15 protein-coding genes and 3 pseudogenes are annotated in these 17282 nt (G+C 70.0%); 7 read left to right on the top strand and 11 right to left on the bottom strand.

What is annotated here, in order from left to right; genetic code table 11:
• Positions 1-451: 451 nt before the first annotated feature.
• Positions 452-1456, bottom strand: coding sequence for a LacI family DNA-binding transcriptional regulator (locus ABT112_RS01620; protein ID WP_351504342.1), 1005 nt, complete (start codon positions 1454-1456; stop codon positions 452-454).
• Positions 1457-1660: 204 nt separating this feature from the next.
• Here ABT112_RS01620 and ABT112_RS01615 point away from each other — a divergent pair, with 204 nt between their 5' ends.
• From ABT112_RS01615 to ABT112_RS01595, 5 genes are all read left to right on the top strand, one after another.
• The gene (locus tag ABT112_RS01615) at positions 1661-2665 is read left to right on the top strand and encodes a nucleoside hydrolase (RefSeq protein ID WP_351504340.1); all 1005 of its coding nucleotides are present in this window, start codon (positions 1661-1663) and stop codon (positions 2663-2665) included.
• Positions 2662-3621, top strand: a complete 960-nt coding sequence (gene add, locus ABT112_RS01610; RefSeq protein ID WP_351504338.1) for an adenosine deaminase — start codon at positions 2662-2664, stop codon at positions 3619-3621. The genes ABT112_RS01615 and add overlap by 4 nt, the downstream gene beginning before the upstream one ends.
• 716 nt (positions 3622-4337) lie before the next feature.
• Complete coding sequence (locus ABT112_RS01605; protein WP_351504336.1) at positions 4338-5456, top strand: helix-turn-helix domain-containing protein; 1119 nt, start codon at positions 4338-4340, stop codon at positions 5454-5456.
• Complete coding sequence (locus ABT112_RS01600) at positions 5457-5927, top strand: rhodanese-like domain-containing protein (protein WP_351504334.1); 471 nt, start codon at positions 5457-5459, stop codon at positions 5925-5927.
• Positions 5924-7144, top strand: coding sequence for a trans-sulfuration enzyme family protein (locus ABT112_RS01595; RefSeq protein ID WP_351504332.1), 1221 nt, complete (start codon positions 5924-5926; stop codon positions 7142-7144). Before ABT112_RS01600 ends, ABT112_RS01595 begins: the two co-directional genes overlap by 4 nt.
• Before the next feature lie 380 nt (positions 7145-7524).
• Here the strand turns inward: ABT112_RS01595 and ABT112_RS01590 are convergent, their stop codons facing one another.
• Positions 7525-8118, bottom strand: coding sequence for a TetR/AcrR family transcriptional regulator (locus ABT112_RS01590; protein ID WP_351504331.1), 594 nt, complete (start codon positions 8116-8118; stop codon positions 7525-7527).
• A gap of 94 nt (positions 8119-8212) precedes the next feature.
• On the opposite strand from ABT112_RS01590, the gene ABT112_RS01585 reads away from it, so the two are divergent.
• On the top strand, positions 8213-8428 hold the full coding sequence (locus ABT112_RS01585) for a hypothetical protein (RefSeq protein WP_351504329.1): 216 nt from the start codon (positions 8213-8215) through the stop codon (positions 8426-8428).
• A 314-nt stretch (positions 8429-8742) separates the two neighbouring features.
• Here the strand turns inward: ABT112_RS01585 and ABT112_RS01580 are convergent.
• The 9 genes and pseudogenes from ABT112_RS01580 to ABT112_RS01540 form a co-directional block, all read right to left on the bottom strand.
• Positions 8743-8970, bottom strand: a pseudogene (locus ABT112_RS01580) (IS5/IS1182 family transposase); the annotation flags it as partial.
• Between the two features lie 116 nt (positions 8971-9086).
• Positions 9087-9299: a three-helix bundle dimerization domain-containing protein gene (locus ABT112_RS01575; RefSeq protein WP_351504327.1), complete on the bottom strand. Its 213-nt coding sequence runs from the start codon at positions 9297-9299 to the stop codon at positions 9087-9089.
• A gap of 417 nt (positions 9300-9716) precedes the next feature.
• Positions 9717-10556, bottom strand: a complete 840-nt coding sequence (locus tag ABT112_RS01570) for an enoyl-CoA hydratase/isomerase family protein (protein ID WP_351504325.1) — start codon at positions 10554-10556, stop codon at positions 9717-9719.
• A gap of 168 nt (positions 10557-10724) precedes the next feature.
• A complete protein-coding gene (locus ABT112_RS01565) occupies positions 10725-11747 on the bottom strand; it encodes an alcohol dehydrogenase (RefSeq protein WP_351504323.1) in 1023 nt (340 codons plus the stop codon).
• A 554-nt stretch (positions 11748-12301) separates the two neighbouring features.
• Positions 12302-12937 carry an alpha/beta hydrolase gene (locus ABT112_RS01560; protein WP_351504321.1) on the bottom strand — a complete coding sequence of 212 codons (636 nt, stop codon included), beginning with the start codon at positions 12935-12937 and terminating at the stop codon, positions 12302-12304.
• A gap of 37 nt (positions 12938-12974) precedes the next feature.
• Positions 12975-13685, bottom strand: a complete 711-nt coding sequence (locus ABT112_RS01555; RefSeq protein WP_351504318.1) for an alpha/beta hydrolase — start codon at positions 13683-13685, stop codon at positions 12975-12977.
• Positions 13686-13982: 297 nt separating this feature from the next.
• Positions 13983-14507 carry a sterol carrier protein domain-containing protein gene (locus ABT112_RS01550; RefSeq protein WP_351504316.1) on the bottom strand — a complete coding sequence of 175 codons (525 nt, stop codon included), beginning with the start codon at positions 14505-14507 and terminating at the stop codon, positions 13983-13985.
• 4 nt (positions 14508-14511) lie between these two features.
• Positions 14512-14835 (bottom strand): annotated as a pseudogene (locus ABT112_RS01545) (DUF4913 domain-containing protein); the annotation flags it as partial.
• 900 nt (positions 14836-15735) lie between these two features.
• The gene (locus ABT112_RS01540; protein WP_351504486.1) at positions 15736-16068 is read right to left on the bottom strand and encodes a winged helix-turn-helix domain-containing protein; all 333 of its coding nucleotides are present in this window, start codon (positions 16066-16068) and stop codon (positions 15736-15738) included.
• A gap of 259 nt (positions 16069-16327) precedes the next feature.
• Between ABT112_RS01540 and ABT112_RS01535 the strand changes: the two are divergent.
• Positions 16328-16975, top strand: a pseudogene (locus tag ABT112_RS01535) (pyridoxal-phosphate dependent enzyme); the annotation flags it as partial.
• Positions 16976-17282 lie beyond the last annotated feature (307 nt).

Here is a 17282-nt window from a genome sequence, read left to right as displayed (position 1 = left end):
CCATGTGCGGTCTCTGGGGGGTTCGGGGAACGGTCATGGTGGAGAAGTCGACGGCCTCGACGATGGGCCGTGCTCGGCCATGGGCCCGTTGCGGATGTTGCCGCGCTTGCCGCGCTTGCCGCGCTTGCCGCGCTTGCCGGGCGCGGCGAGCGGGACGCCCGCCGCGTTCGACCGGGCTCGGACCGGTTCCGGGCTGCCCCGACGTGCCTGGCCGTGCGAGCCGTCGATCACCGCCCGCGACCAGTTCGACCGCGGTCATCACGAAGGCGCGCGTCTGCTCTTCGGTGTTCGGTCCCCAGGTCTGGAAGCGGCAGACATCGACGAGGGAAGTTCAGAAGCGGACAGCTCGCCGGTCTGCGAACTCGATTCTGCTCGAGGCCACCGAGTGTCGAGCCACGAGCTGATCTTGCCAGACGCAGTCGCGCCCACCTACCGGTTCAGCATCGGGCACTCAGGACTCGGTGGCTGCGCACCCGCAGCTGCCCCGGATCACGAGGGGAGCCGGCGCGGTGGGCGGCGCTGCGGCCTCGCCGCTGAGGAGCAGGTCGACGGCGTGAGCCGCCATCGCCTCCAGGGGTTGCTGGGTGACGGTGAGGGCGGGAGCGGTGTAGGCGCTGTCGGGGGTGCCGTCGAGGCTGATGACGGCCAGACGGTCGGGGACGGCCAGTCCGTGAGCCCGCGCTCCGGCGAGGACGCCGATGGCTTGTTCGTCGGTGGCGGTGATGAGCGCGGCGGGCATGGTGCCCTCGCTGACGAGCTGCCCGGTCAGGGCCGCTGCCGCGGCACGGGAGTACGCGCAGCGCAGCAGGGGGGCGCCGGTGCCGGCGAGGGCCGTCTCCCAGGCGGCGTGGCGTCGGCCGACCGGTCCGGCGTCGCGTGGTCCGGCGAGGAAGGCGATGCGGGTGTGTCCGTGGCTGCGCAGGTGGGCGACGGCCTGCTGGACGGCGGCTTCGTTGTCGGCGGTCACTGCCGGGGCCTGCCCGTCCTCGGGCTGGTTGTGGACGTATACGGCGGGGACGCCCGCTCGCTTGACCTGGGCGGCGACGTCGGCGCCACCGTCGGCGGAGACGATGATGAGCCCGTCGACCTGGGCGGCGAGGAACTTGTCCGCGAGATGCTCCTGCCGGTCCGGGGAGTATCCGGCGTTCCCGGTCAGGGTGAGCTTTCCGTGCTTGTCCAGTGCCTGCTCGACGTGCCGGGCCAGCGCGCCGAAGTAGGGGTTGGAGGCGTCGGCCAGGATCAGGCCGACCACGCCGGTGGTCCGCGAGCGCAGAGCCCGGGCGATGCGGTTGGGCCGGTAGTCCAGCTCGGCCGCGGCGGCCAGGACCCGCTCCCGGGTCTCGGCCGCGACCGGCCGGGGGCCGTTGTTCATCACGTAACTGACTACCGCTGTCGAGGTCCCGGCCGCGCGGGCCACGTCCGTCAGCGTCGGGGCCTTGCCTGTTCGCTTCGCCATAACCCTTGCATCCTCTCATCTAAACGATTAGACATGGGGTGTGAACGGATCCTTGGCATGCCGGGTGGTGGCCGTGGGTTCACCACCGGGCTGCGGCCACCGCCACCGCCGCGCTCGGCGCCCTGCCCCGCGCGTGACCTCGTCCGTATGCGAGCCCACTGACCGTCGCGCATCCCGCACGACTCGCACGAATGGAGCACGGCCGTGCCTGTCCTTCCTCTGCTCGTTGACACCGATACCGGTTCCGACGACGCGGTCGCGCTGCTGCTCGCCGCCGCCGGCGGGCTGGGTGACATCCGGGCGGTGACCACCGTGGCGGGCAACGTGCCCGTCGGGACCGGCACGCGCAACGCGCTGATCTCCCTCGAGACCGCGGGCCGCACCGACATCCCCGTCCACCCCGGCTGCGCCCGCCCGATGACGCGCACCCTGTCCAGCGCCCAGCACATCCACGGCGAGGACGGCATGGGCGACATCGGCCTGCCCGACCCGTCCACCGCCTGCCGGAACACCCACGCCGTCGATGCCCTGCTGTCCTACCCCCGCGAGCACCCGGGAGAGCTGACCCTGGTCACGCTCGCCCCTCTCACCAACATCGCCGCCGCCCTGCTGCGCGATCCCGGGCTGTTCACCCGCTACCGGCACGTGTACTGCATGGCCGGCGCCGCCGATCTGCGCGGCAACATCTCGCCCACCGCCGAGTTCAACCTCTGGGCCGACCCCGAGGCCGCCCGCATCGTCACGCAGGCCGCCACCCCGGACACGGTGACCTGGATCGGCTGGGACGTCTCCCGCAAGGACGCCGTCATGACCCCGGCCGACCAGCAACGCCTGGAACAGCTCGGCACCCCGATGGCGACGTTCGCCCACCGCATCAACCGCACCGTGGCCGACTGGGCCCGCGAGGTCACCGGACTGCCCGGCTACGACCTGCCCGACCCCGTCGCCATGGCCGTGGCGCTCAAGCCCGACCTGATCACCGAACAGGAACAGGCCCACGTCGCCGTCTCCGTCGCCGACGACACGCGCGGCCAGATGATCATCGACCGGCGGGTGTCCGCTCCCGCCCCCAACATCACCCTGGTCCGCCGCGTCGACGAGACCGGCTTCAAACAGCTCCTCTTCGACACCCTCTCCACACCCGTTCCCACCCGCTCGCCGCTCACCGACACGGCTCCGCACGTCCCCGGAACGGGGTCCGGCTCATGAGCGGCCACGCCGCGCGGATCCCGCGCTACGAACTGCACTGCCACCTAGACGGCTCCGTCCGCCCGGGCACCGTCGCCGACCTCGCCCGCGAACAGGGCATCACCCTCGACCGGCCGGTCGGGGAACTCGTCGTGGCCCCGGCCCACTGCGGCAGCCTGACCACCTTCCTGACCCACATCGACCTCCCCTTGCAGGTCCTGCAGACTCCCGACGCCCTCACCCGCACCGCCCGGGAGCTGGTCGAGGACTGGGAGAGGGACGGCGTCGTCCACGGCGAAGTGCGCTTCGCCCCGCAACTGCACCTCCGCCATGGCATGACCCGCGACGAGGCCGTCCGAGCGGTGGCCGAAGGACTGGCCCAGGGCCGGGCCACCACCGGCGTGAGTACCGGGCTGCTGCTGTGCTGCCTGCGCCACCAGAGCCCGGACGAAAGCCTCGCCGTCACCGAGACCGCCCTGCGGCACCGGGACGTCGTCACCGGCCTCGACCTCGCCGGTGACGAGAGGCTGTACGGCGCCCGGCCGCACCGGCCCGCCTTCGACCTCGCCCACCGCGCCGGCCTGCCCTGCACCGTCCACGCCGGCGAAGCGGCAGGTCCGGAGAGCATGTGGGAGGCGATCGACGTCCTCGGCGCCCGCCGGATCGGCCACGGTGTGCGCTGCACCTCCGACACGGCACTGCTGAACCGGCTCCGCACCGACACCATCGCCCTGGAGATGTGCCCCACCAGCAACGTACAGACCGGCGCCGTCCCCAGCCTCTCCGACCACCCCGCCACCACACTGCTGACCGACGGACTGCCGGTCACCATCAGCACCGACACCCGCACCACCTCCGCCACCACCCTGCAACGCGAGTTCACGTCCTTGCGGAAGGCCACCGGGTGGACCAGCCGGCACGAAGCCCTCGCACAGGAGAACGCCGCCCAGGCGTCCTTCAGTACCCGAAGCGATTAGTACAGGGGGCGGCCGCGACGGCTACGTGACGCGCTCTGCCGACTGATGCGTGGCCAAGGGGGCGCCGCGTGGTGCTGCCGGCCCAAACGGGCTGGTGCATGTACTTTCACCAGGGCACTTTGGCGGGCTGAGCGGGGATGGTCCGCCGCTCGTGACGGCGGCGGGCCATCGCGACGCAGCGGCAGAGGTCAGCCGGCCTTGGCAGGCTCTTCGGCCCGTGCGCGGGTGCTGGCGAGGCGGTAGGAGCCGGTGCCGGTTCTCGATGATGGTGCCGCCCGTCCTGGGTGTCGTTGCCCGAGTCCCCCGCCCGCCCGGAGGGCTCCGCCTGGGAGGCCGCTGCCAGCCGTAGCCACCAGCTGGCGGGGGCGTCGTTCGAACCGCGCGGTACGCCTTGCTCCCCCGACGCGCCTGGCCGACCCGAGCGGTGGCGTCAGCGGCCGCTACCAACCGGACGGGGGCGAGGGCGAAAGCGCCGCCCCAGCGCCCCGACGGGGGCGGGCGGACAGCAGTACGTCGACCCCAGCCGAAGCCGAGGTCGAGGAAACACGCTCGCCAGCACGCAGCTCGGCCCCTGATCGCGCCTGTCAGAGGTGAAATTGAGCGGTGGAACAGAGGGCCTCGGTCTGGCCCGGGGATGGTCGACGCAGGTGTAGCGGGATGCCGTAGAAGACAAGTCGCTTCGGGAGTTCGCGACGGCGGACGTAGCCTGGTGCGTCGTGAACAGTGACAACGTCGTCTCGAGGCGCCCCCACGTCGTCACCGCTCTGGTCTACGACGGCATGGCGCCCTTCGAACTGGGAATCGTCGTCGAGATCTTCGGTCTGCGACGCACCGAGCTCGATCTGGCCTGGTACGACCTGCGGGTCTGCGCCGCCCCGCGTGGTCCTTTCCGGATCGCGGGCGGCATGACACTGCAAGCCGATCATGGCTTGGAGGCGGTCGACGAGGCGGACACTGTCATCGTTCCCGGTGCCGACGTTCTCGGCACGACACCGGAGCCGGTCCGGGAGGCGCTCCGGCGGGCATACCTGCGCGGTGCGCGCATCGTGTCCATCTGCTCGGGCGCGTTCACCCTCGCCGACGCCGGGCTGCTGGACGGGCGGGACGCGACGACCCACTGGAAGTTCGCGCCGCTGCTCGCCTCGCGTCACCCAGCGGTCCGGGTCGACCCAAGCGTGCTGTATGTGGATTCCGGCCAGGTCCTCACCAGCGCCGGTTCGACGGCGGGCATCGACTTGTGCCTGCACATGGTGCGGACCGACTTCGGTGCCGTGGCGGCGAACACCGTCGCGCGGCACATGGTGGCCCCGCCGCACCGGGAGGGCGGGCAGGCCCAGTACATCGACGCCGCGGTGCCGGCCCCGAGCCAGGACGACGCGATCGGCCGGGCGATGGGCTGGGCGCTGGAACACCTGGCCGACACCGTCACGCTGAACGATCTGGCCGGCCAGGCGAACATGAGCCAGCGCAGCTTCGTGCGGCACTTCCAAAAGCGCGCGGGCACCAGCCCGATCCGGTGGATCGTCGATCAGCGGATCCGCGCCAGTCTGCCATTGCTGGAGAGTACGGACACTCCTGCGGAGAAGGTCGGTGCAGCGGTGGGATTCGACAGCCCCGCCACGTTCCGGCATCACTTCCACCGGGTGATGGGCACCTCCCCGACCGCGTACCGCAGGGCCTTCGCGCATGCCGGGGCGCCAGTCCCCGCCGCTCCCGGAGTGGCGGGAATTTCACGGTACCCAGCAATTTCGCCACTGTCCGGGGCAGGGCCGGCCAACGGAACATCACAAGGGACGTCCCTTCGACGCTCCATTGCACTTCCGAAGGATCCTTGAATGTCTCTGGTCAAACGAGCCCTCCCACTACCTGGCGACACTGATTCCACGGCCGCCCACTTCACCGCCCGGCTGGCAGCCCACACCGACGTACACGACGTCGCCGCCGACCTGGACGCCGGTGTCGACGGCCTCGTCATCATCGACACGCGGCCACACGAAAGCTGGCGACAGGGGCACGTGCCAGGCGCCGTCCCGCTTCAGGCTGCATCCGTCGCAACTGGTGCAGCCGGCCTCGTGCCCCCGTCTTCCGTCGTGGTCACCTACGGGTGGGGACCCGCCTGCGACTCCGGCACCCGGGCCGCCGAACAGTTCGCGCTGCTCGGATACCCGGTCAAGGAGATGCTCGGCGGTTACGAATACTGGGTGCGCCGGGGACTGCCCGTCCAGACACCGACCGGCCTCGTCACCGGCCGGCCGGACCCGATGACCGGACCCGTGCCCGCGCCGGCCGAAGGGAAGATCCGATGACGCCGGCCGACCGGAGCGAGGACGCACTGCAGACCCGGGCCGTCCACCCGCCGCGGCCTGCGGTGCCCGGCCGGGGATGGCCCACTGTCACCCCCGTGCACCGCACCGCCACCTTCAGCTTCGAGTCGTCGGACGCGTTCTCCGCCGTCATGGCCGACCACACCCAGGGCTACGCGTACAGCCGGATCGACAATCCCACCAGCGACGCGTTCGCCCGGGCCGTCGCCGCCCTGGAGGGCGGGCAGGAGGCACAGCCGTTCGCCTCGGGCATGGCCGCCATCACCACCACGCTGCTCGCCTTCCTCTCCGCGGGCGATCACGTCGTGGCGCAGCGGCAGCTGTACGGCGGCACGCATCATGTGCTCACCCACGTGCTGCCACGCTGGGGAATCGGGGTGTCGTTCGTCGACTCGCCGCAGGAGGCGGCCGCGATGATGACGGCCACCACCCGGCTGGTGTGGTGCGAGGCGATCTCCAATCCGACGTTGCGGGTGGCTGACATTCCCGCTTTCGCCGAGGTGGCGCACCAGGGTGGGGCGCTGCTCGCGGTCGATTCGACGTTCGCCACGCCGGTGGTGTGCCGGCCGCTGTCCCTGGGTGCGGATCTCGTGGTGCACTCGGCCACCAAGTACATCGGCGGACACAGCGACGCCACGGGCGGCGTCGTCGTCGGTGACCACCGCCACCTGGCCGCCGTCCGCGCCCTGCGAACCGAAATGGGCGGGGCGCTCGCACCGGACGAGGCGTTCCTCATGCTGCGAGGACTTCAGACTCTTCCGCTGCGGGTCGAGCGACAGAACCGGACGGCCGCTCACCTCGCAGGTGCACTCACCAAGCATCCTGCGGTCGAGTCGGTCGACTACCCGGGGCTTCCCGGGCACCCGGACCACACGCTGGCGGCCAACGTCCTGGAGCCAGGCCGCTTCGGCGGCATCGTCACCCTCACACCACGCGGCGGCAGGGATGCCGCCCTGCGGCTCTGCGACAGCCTCCAGTTGTGCCACATCGTCACCTCGCTGGGCGGGACGGCCACTGGCGTCTCCCACGTCGCCTCAACCAGCCACCGTCAGCTCGACGCGGCAGCGCTGTCCGCCGCGGGCATCTCCGCGGGGGCGGTCCGTATCGCGGTGGGGCTGGAGGAGGCGGACGACCTGCTGGCCGACTTCACCACCGCGCTGGACGCCCTGTGCGAGGCCAGAACTGGCGACATCGCGTAATCGAGTGACGCCTATTCCATGGTGATTGAGGCACTGGGGTCACCGTGTGTGGTCGCCGGGGGCGTAGTGGCGCCAGGTTCCTCCTGCTTCGGCGGCGAGCTGTGCAGTGGTCTCGTCGTGGTAGCCCGAGCATGCGGGCGATCACGGGTGCGGGGGCCCGGAGGACCAGGTGGCGGATTGCCGCCGTGCGTCCACGCTGCGTGGGGAAGCCCAGGCGGCGGAGCCGGAGTTCGAGGGTGTCCGACCCGGGTCGCGCGGGCGAGGGGTGCTGTCCCTTGAAACGGAGAATGCTCAACGCGGCCGTACCGGGCGACGCTGTTTTATGAGTGACCACCTGCGAAACGCGGTGTCGCCGCGTGATGCGCTGGGCGAGGCGGTGGTCAGCCCAGGAGGTTGTCCAGGTGATAGTCCAGCACCCTGAGTGCCTCGACGGGAGAACGCTGCCCCAGGGCGACGTCGACCCCCAGGCTCGTGGCCAGATTCCAACAGATGTCGGCGTCGATCAGGCCGTTGCCCCGTGCTGGCGCGCCCCGTTCCTGCCGGGCCGCGGCGATGAGTCCTGCGGTGAAGTCCAGAAGCTCGCCGTTACCTGGCGCCAGCACGCCGGCCATTGCCGGATCCGAGATCGCCCTTCCGACGACCGCGACTGACAGCTGGAGTAGGCGCAGGCTTTCCGGGTCACGGGCGAGCATCGCGCGCAGGCATTCACGGAGCATCGTCTCCGCACTCGCCGGGTCTGTTGCCTTGATGGATGCCTCAATCCGGGCGTTCAGTGCCCGCACGGCGCGGTCGATCGCGTCACGGACCAGGTCCTCCCGGGTGGCGTAGTAGTGCTGCACCTGGCCCATGGACACCCCGGCCTCCACCGCGACCTTGCGAAGCGTCACACCCTCCAGCCCGCCGCGGAGCGTCAGTGTCCAGACGGCTTCGGCCAGGCGGTGTCGGCGCTCCTCGTGGTCAACGATCTTCGGCATGCATCCTCCCTGGCGAGCCAATGCGTTCGCATTGCATCGCCGTCGACAGTCTATTACAATGCATGTGCATTGTTAAAATAACTGAGGGGGCATCATGAAGTTCGTCGTTCTGCTGATCACCGGAATGGCTTTAGTGGTCTTCAGCGGCCAAGGCGCGATCCGGCTGCTCATCGATCACGACAACGGTGGGGTGCTCAGCGGATTGCCGTTCCCGGGCGCCCTGTGCGTCTACATCGCTGCCCTCGTCATCGGTGTCTTCCTCGCCGGCTGGGCACAGGACCGCGCCAAGGCCCTCGGACACCTCAAGTAACACCTACCCACGGCTCCCAGTGGGCTGCCGCAGCACATTCCGGCCTCTGTCCCGTTCGGAGTCCGGCCAGTGTCCGCTTCGCCAGGACCATCAGCGGGCCCGGCGGCCTGCTTGCTCCGTGGGTCGGAGAGCCCGGGGTCGAGTGTGGCGAAGCTCCCTGTGGCGTATGACGGAAACGGGCTGGTGCATGTACTTTCACCAGGGCGCTTTGGCGGGCTGAGCGGGGATGGTCCGCCGCTCGTGAGGGCGGCGGACCATCGCGACGCAGCGGCAGAGGTCAGCCGGCCTTGGCAGGCTCTTCGGCTCGTGGCGCCGCGTGCTTCCCAGTGGGTCCGTAAGCGGCGGGGGCCGTGGATGTGGGCGATGGCGGATTCGGCGACCCAGCGGATGCGGCCCAGGCCCGAGCCGTGGGGCTGTCCGCCGCGGGCGATATTCGGGGTGATGTTCCGGTCGCGCAGCCGTCGGCGATAGATGTCGTGGTCGTACCCGCGGTCGGCATACACCGCACGGGGCCTGCGGCGGGGACGGCCCATCCGAACTCGACACCGCATCTGACTCCACGCTCGTCAGGCACGTCAAGATCGGCAAGTACGGAACTCAGCGGACCAGAGCTCGTTCTGCTGCCCGTGTTCGAGCGGTGGCCAGGCGGTATAGGGGGTTACTCCGCGGTCGAGGGGTTGTCGAGGGCGGCGCGGGCCTTGCGTTCGACGAGGACAGGAACGAAGTCACGGACCGGCCGGTCTGTGAAGGAGGCATGGGCTTCGGCGACGGCTGCCTCGATCTCCTCGGGGGCCCGTGTCGTGCTGTAGGCCTCCGTGAGGCGTTCAACAACGGCCTGGATGGCTTCTTCCTCGCGTGCATCCATCGCCATGGTGTTCTCCCCTGACCTGGAACATTTCTGCCTCGGCTGTCACCGGAATCCTCGCGCACGACTGCCGTGGCGATCATTGCACCGGGCGGTTGCCGGGTCGCCGGAATCAGGCCATCCCCGGTGGGCCTGGAGAGCGACACACAGAATGTGCTCCCCGCGGCACGCAGCCCGGCCGTTCGTTGTCACGTCGCTCAGCTGCCGAGGCGGATCGAACGCCAGCGGCGGCCGCTCCGGGTGATCAGCCCCCGCTCTTCGAGCCTGGCGGGCCGCCGGTCATGACCTCGGGCGCTGTGACTGAGCGCACTGATGGGTCACTCCGAGTGCCGCAGGTGCCCGCACGGCAATGGGCGCTCGCGTACTCACGTCGGCGTGTGCGCATCCACCCGGGATGCCGTGTCCGGCGTTTCGTCATCTGCGTCAGTCGACGGCCGTCAGGTCGTCCAGTACGTGACTCAGGTCGAGTTCGGTACGGCCACGGGTCTGGAAGCCCCGCTCGAACAGCTCTGCCGTGCGTTGCTGCGTTGCCTCGCCTCGGACGAGCTGCTGGAACAGGGCGGCATCCGCACGTACGTCGGCCGGAGTTGGCAGGCTGATGGCGTTGACGGCTGTCTTGGCCGCGATCAGTGCATCGCGGGGGAAGTCCCCCATGCGCGCGGCAATGCCGGCTACGAACTCGTCCAGCTCGGCGTCGGGCACCGCGCGGTTGATCCATCCGTAGCGTTCGGCGAGCTCGGCATCGAAGTCGGCCGACGTCAGCACGGCTTCCAGCGCTCGGCCACGGCCCAGCAGACGGGTGAGGTGCTGAATCGCTCCCGCGCCGGGCGTGGTGCCGATGCCGACTTCGGGCTGGCCCAGAAGAGCGTTCTCCCGGGAGGCGAAGCGCATGTCGCAGGCGAGGAGGAACTCGCTGCCCGCTCCCCGTGCCCGGCCGCGCAGTTTGGCGACAGTGACGGCCGGGATCTCGCTGAGCTTGCGGAACAGCATCCCCAGGGAGGCGTCGCCCGGGCCTCCGGCTTTCGCGGCTTCAGCGGTGTACTCGGGCACTTTGGTCAGGTCGACGTGCGGGAAGAAGAAGTCGGGATCCGCGCTGTCGAAGACCACCACCCGCGTAGCCACCGGTTGGGAGAGCTCCTCGAGCAGGCCGGCCAGGTCGCGCACGACCTCGGGACCGATGAGGTTGATCGGCGGGGCATTGAAGGTGGCGTACAGGACGTTGCCGTCCAGCCTGGTGCTGATGGTTTCGTACGAGGCGGTCATGGTCTCGTCCTCTCGGCCCTCATCAAGGCCCGGTCGCCATCCCGGTCGTCCGGGCTGCCGCTCCTCGAGCCACAGCACGGCCGAAGGCGATCTGCTTCGAGCTGCTGTGCCCGGTTGTCCGATGAACTTGCTGCGTCACGCCCGCCCCGGTCATGGTGCTCCTGGACGTCAGCCGGTGGTCAGCACCATCCGGAACCGGGCAGCGCCCGACATCATCTTCCGGTATGCCTCATCGGCCTGGTCCAGGAGGACGGTCTCGGTCATCGGGCGGATCCCGTGCAGGGCACTGAAGGCCATGGTGTCCTGCACGTCCTGCGCGGTTCCGGACGGATGACCCCGGATGATCTTGCCGCTCATGAGGATCTGGTTCGGGCTGATGCCCAGCGGCTCGGCGTCCGCGCCGATGACCACCAGCTCGCCGCGGGGGCGGAGGCCTTCCAAGGTCGCCGTCGTGGCGTCGGAGTTCGCGGCCGTGGCCAGGACGACCCTGGCGCCACCGAGGGATTGCAGAGCGTCCGCGACAGTGGTGTCCGCCGTGCTGTCGATGTAGTGGTGGGCCCCGAGTTGCTTGGCGAAGTCGGCCTTGCCGGCGCCACGGGCGATCGCGACGGTCTCGAAGCCCATCGCGGCCGCGTACTGCACGCCCAAGTGTCCCAAGCCGCCGATGCCGAGGACGGCGACCAGATCGCCCGGCCGTGCGGAACTGCGCCGCAGTCCGTTGTACGCGGTCACCCCAGCGCACGCCAGGGGCGCGGCATCGGTGGTCGCCAGGGCGTCGGGAATCCGGGCCAGGGCGTCGGCCGGTGCGATCACCCTCTCGGCGAAACCCCCGTCGTACGCCCACCCGGGAACCTTCAGGTTTTCGCACACGATGAAATCGCCCTGTCTGCAGGGCGTGCAGTGACCGCAGCTGCCACCGAACCAGCCCACCGCCACCCGGTCGCCCACCTGCCAGCCACGGAATGTTCCCTCGCCGACCTCGTCGATACGTCCGGCGATCTCATGACCGGGAACCAGCGGAAACCGGACACCCGGAACCAAGGCGTTCATGAAAATGGCATCGCTGTGGCAGATCCCGCAAGCCTCCACGGCCATCCGTACGTGGCCGGGGCCCGGCCGCGGCACCTCGCGTTCGGCGATCTCCAACGGACCGCTGGCAGCGGCGACCTGCGCGACTCGATGGGTGCTCATCGGGATCTCTCCGTAGTACGGGTTCGCGGGAGCCCCAGAACCAGCACACCAGCTCCAGACCGATCCTGCACGCCGAACAGCCCGGTGATGCCACCACCAGCGCGTTACCGCTGCCCGGGGGAGGCATCGATCTTCAAGTGCCGCGTTGTCAGGAGGCTTGCACACGTCGGTGGACGGCTGAGCGACGACGCGGCCATGGTGGTCGTCCAGCGTTCACCCGGACTGCATCCGGGCCGCCGGCTGAGGAGGGTCGGCCACAGCGACGGCGATCCACTGGGCATGCGGTCCGCGCACTGATTTTGCAGTCGGCCGAGTGACACGGACGATGTGGGGACGACGCGGGACGCGCTTGGCATCCGCCACGACGCCGGACAGCCGCACCTCATTGCACTGAAAGCCTTTCTCAACTCCTGCCGGAGCCACTCGTATCCGTTCATCGGCCTTGATGGAGGAGCTCACCGGGAGTGCCGCAGCCCCTGCTTGACTCCGACCAGTGCCTCGCCACGGTGTCGCTGGGACCGGCACGGCCACGTCCAACATGTGGGCGCCCTGCCTCAGGCTTCGGCGCGTTCGCGAACCCACGACGCGGCCAAGGCTGTCCAGGTCGCCACGTCTCCCGCGCCTTCGGCCAGGCCGAGACTGTGCGGCCCGTGCGCGAACACATGAACGGCATGCGGGATGTTGTGGGCCGCGAGCGCGGCAGCGAAGCGGTAGGTGTGCTCGGGAGGGACGTAGCTGTCCTCCGCGGTGTGCCATAGGAAGAACGGTGGTGACTCAGGCGTCACCAGCGCTTCCAGAGACGTCGAACGCCGCAGCGCCGGGCCGGCATCCTCGCCCAGCAGGATCAGCCTGGCGGGGCGGTAGGTCTCGGTCTCCATCGACGTGATCGCATATCCGAGGACCGCGAACTGCACGGCTTCCTGCGCCTCGGCACCTGGGGAGAGGGCCGCGAGGCCGGCCAGGTGGCCACCAGCGGAGAAGCCCATCAGACCGATGCGCTCCGCCCCCTTCGCGCGGCGGCGCCGGATCTCGGCACGGAGCGAATGGAGCGGCACCGGGTGCCTGACGTTGACCGGGTAGCGGAAGACGCTCGCTTGCACCCCGAGCCCGGTGAGCCAATCGACGATCGGTTCGGCCTCATGGGGCGCATGCTCGGCGTACCCGCCGCCCGGGAGAACGATCACGTGCATTCTTGCCACTGGCGGTGCCCCGCTTCAGCAACTGCGGCTACTGCGGCACGGCCACCGCGGCGGACGCGGCCTGTTCGATGAGGGCGGCCACTGCGGCCGGTTGTGACACATAGATGGAATGGCTGCCGGCGACCTCGACGGTGGTCGATCCGGCTCGCCCGGACATGGAGCGCTGGGCTGACGGGGGGATCATCTTGTCGTCGGTGGTGACCATGTACCAGCTCGGCTTGGTCCGCCAGGCGGGCTCGCTGACCTGCCCGCCGAGGGCGTCCACGCCCCAGGGGACCTGAGAGTCGGCCATGAAGGCGGCCATGTCGGCGGGCAGGTCACCGGCGAACGATGCGGGGAATTTGTCCCGGTCGAGGAAGAGGAAGCCGTCCTTGGGCGGCAGGATCGGCGGTCCGGGACCGTCGGTCGGAAAACCGCCGATGAGCGTGTTGACCGACTCTCCCGCGTCCGGCACGAACGCCGCGATGTAGACCAGAGCCGCCACCTTCGGGTCGGTGCCCGCTTCGGTGATGACCGCACCGCCATAAGAGTGACCGACCAGCACGACCGGGCCGTCCTGCTCGGCGATGATCAGCCGCGTCGCGGCGGCGTCGCCGTGCAGCGACAGAGTCGGGTTCTGCACCACGGCGACCCGGTAGCCGTCACGGGCGAGCAGGCCATGGACCGCCTGCCAGCCGGACCCGTCCACGAAACCGCCGTGTACCAGAACGACGCTCGCCACCTCTGAGTCTGCCTTCATGGTGATCCCCATTCGTGCTTGTCCCGGGAGGGGGTCCTATGCCCACGATAGGTCTCCGGACCTCATGGGTCGCGGCGGGGCGGCCAGCAGCTTGTAGATTGCAAGTACTTATGGATCGTCCCCTGAGCAGTGTGTTCGGCGAGGGGGCGATCTTGTTTCCCGGCTCCATTCGTCTCCATCATCCCCCTCGCGGGCTCCCGCCCAATCCGGAACGGGTGTGGCACATGGGTGAGCTTGATCCCCTGCAGCGGTCGGCTCGGAGACTCCGTACCGGAGCCGCCCGTATCACTGGGCCGGTCAGAAGTGGTCGGGCAGCCAGGGCTCGTAGTCCGTGGTGGCGCGGATCAGCTTTGTGAGGGCTTCGCCAGAGGTGGCGGCGACTCCGGCAAGGTGCGCGGCGGCGGGTGTCCGGAAGCCTCCGGAGTACCAAACCGCCAGCTGCTGTCGGGTGAGCTTGACCTCGCCGGTGCGGTGTGTCGCGGTGAGGTGACCGTTGCCGTCTTTGACTTCCAGCAGGTACTGGTCCCAGGTTCCTCCGTTGTCGTTTTCGATCTCCACTGGGAGCGCGAGGGTGAGGTCGTCGGGCCAGCCGCGCAGGCGTACAGCTTCCGGGAGGTCGTGGATGCGGAGCATCCAGGGGTGCCAGGCTTCTGCTGTCGGCCGGTACCGGTGCAGTTTGTGCAACAGCGCCAGGTACGGGGGCAGGACCGAGCGCCGGAAGTGGACGGCGGTGGCGCGGGTGAGGTGGCTCCCGAGGAACGCCATCATCGAGTCGACCGTCACCGCGTCTGCGGCCCAGAAGTCGTGGACGGTCAGGTCCATTCCCCAGCCTCGCCTGCTCGGGCGCGGGGGTGGCCAGCACACGATGGTTGTGACGGGTCGGACTCGTCGTACACGCCGCGAAGGGACCGTCGGGAGCACGGAGGTGAACCAGCGCCTGGTCCAGGTGGTCGCGGTGCCAGGCCGAAGGACCGGACAGGCCGGCTTCCGCATCAGCGAACTGCTGCCAGGCGAGCCAGAGGGCGTGCAGCCGGGCGACGGCCTCGGGGTGTTCGTGCCACTGCGCGCACCACGGACGATTCGTGCTGATCTCCCGGCCGTACACCGGGAGGAAGAGGTGCTTCACCCAGCTACTGAGGGCGGCGAGTGTGGTCTGTTGGGGAACACCGCCGTTACCGAGTGCGGTGAGCGAGTCCGGCCCGGCGGCCGGTGACCGAGACGTCTTTGAAGGGGAAGCCCGCCGTCAGGACGCACACCCGGGGGGCGATGGACCAGTCGATGGTCTGTGATGTGGCCCAGGTTGGGCACCTGGGGCCAGTGCCGGGCCAGGATGCGCGAGACGTCCGGATTGACCTCGGCGTGCCAGGCCAGCGTGCCGCCGAGGGCGGTCAGGACTCCCAGGTCCAGCCCGCCGTACCCCAGCAGGGCGAGCCGATCAGCGGAGGGCGCGCGATGGTGGTCTCCATGTCACCGGCTCCGAGCGATCCGGTCCAGGGGAGCTGCCGCTGCCGGGGCGCCAGCGGGAGACGGGGCGGGAGAGGGAGCTGCGGACGTTGAACGGCTGCGTGCGGCCCGAAGCCGCACGGAAGGCGGCGAAACCGTCGCCGACGCGGCGTGAAGGGACTCGGCGGCTTCGCGTAGGGCCGTGTCCGCCATGCCGAGCGCGCTTCCTACCACCGGTGGCCACTTCTCACGCCTCCCGGGCGTCGGGCTGGTCGCGGATGGCTTTATTTACGAATTACGAGAGCACCTGTTGCTCAGCGGCGAGAGCGGCCCCCTCCCCGGGAGATTGATGTCGCCGAGTTTGAGAGCACCCGGAATGCTTGCTTCGGGACCATGGTTGTGCTCTGCACGACGAGGGGCCCGGGTGCTGCCGAAGTCCAAGGTCGATCTGTACGCCACTATCCGCCTTGAAGCCCTGATGCGCTCGGACTCACCCGCGGCAGCGGACGGCGGGAATTCGCTTGGAGACGTGCCGGGCGACCGCGTCGACGCCGGGGCGGGCGTACCGCTCCAGGGAGCGGACGGAGGCTCATCGTGTGTCTGGTGTTCAGGCGCCAGGCGTAGCCGAACCGTTGTTGCTCAATAGCGTGAGGCCGAGGTGAGTCAGCGTGTGAAGGACAGCCTTCCGCTCCCGGGTGAGAGTCGTCAGCCCGGCGCTGCGCAGAGTGGTGGCGTGCTCGCTGGCGCTGGCCGGTGATATGCGCGCTCGCTGCGCGAGCTGCGTTGTCGTGCACGCGGGATGGTCCGCGATCACGCACAGCACGACTGCCCTGGTGCGGCCGAGCAGTGCTAAGGACGGATCGCGGCCGCACCAAACGGCTCCGCAGATCACCGTCCGGACCCTCGGGCCGTCGTGGTCCTCTCTGGAGAGGAAGCCCATGAGGCGTTCCAGTGACGCGCTGTGAGGGTCGAACGTGCCTGGCCGCGGGCCGTCGGCAGCATCCATGCCCGTCAACACCGGGACTCAGCACCGATCCAGCACAACGCCCCCGATCGGACCGGAAGGGACCCCAGCGGAACTCAGCACGAAGTCAGCACGGCCTGGCTTGGGCTCGTCCGGAGTGAACGAGCCCAAGCCGTTGACCTGTATGTTTGCTGTCTCGTTCAACATCCGCTAAGTCCCTGTATCCCAGTTCGACCGCATCCGGCGCTCCGGCGCCACCGTCCACCTCACCCGCACCAAGGCCCGGACGATCGCCGCCGCCCCTTGGCTGATGGCCCGTCACGCCACGGCCGGGCGGCCCCCGTACTACGTTCCGGCGGGCGGATCAGCACCGGTCTGCACCCTCGGCTACGTCGAGACGGCCCTCGAAATCGCCGGACAGGTGGCGCGCGGAACCCTTCCCGAACCCTCCCATGTCGTCCTGGCTCTGGGCTCCGGCGGCACGGCGGCGGGCCTCGCCCTGGGGCTGCGGATGGCCGGACTGCGCACCCGGGTCGTCGGCATCGTGGTCAACGACACCCTGCCGCTCGACGCCCGCAGCATCGCGGGCCTGGCCCGCAGGACGGAACGGCTGCTGCGCCGCCGCGGTGCCGGCACGGCCGCGGTGGGTCTCCGGCCGGAGGATCTGACCGTGGTCCGGGGCTGGCTGGGGCCGGGCTACGGGCACCCGACACCGGAGGCCGAGGCGGCACGGCACCTCGCCGCCCGGGAGGAGCACCTGGACCTCGAACCGGTCTATACGGCCAAGGCGTTCGCCGCGCTCCTCGCGCTCGGGGCCGAGGGCCGGTTCGGAGCCGGGCCGGTGCTCTTCCTGCACACCCACGGACCCCGCGGGACCGGCTGAGCAGGCGGCGGGCCGGCTGCGCCCCGGGGCCGGCGGAGCGGTGGATCGGCTGAGCGGCTGAGCGGCGTGGTGCTCCTCGGTCCCGGGACGTGCAGGTCCCGGGATGTGCAGAGCGCCACGGGCCGCGCTGCGGTGACGGGGCTGCGCCAGGGACGGTGTACGACCTGCGGCCTACGGGGCCTGCCGGAAGGCGGACCGGCCCGCACCCCGGTTACCTCCCGCGGGGGATGGGCCGGCGCGGGCTCTGCCGAAGGATGGGTGCGGGCGCCGACGCCGGGCCGACGGCCACCGCACTCGGTCACCACCC

This window comes from Streptomyces sp. NPDC002055, from assembly GCF_040296705.1.
GTDB lineage: Bacteria > Actinomycetota > Actinomycetes > Streptomycetales > Streptomycetaceae > Streptomyces.
Note: the sequence above shows the minus strand (reverse complement) of the source record. Positions and strands in the feature narration are given on the sequence as shown.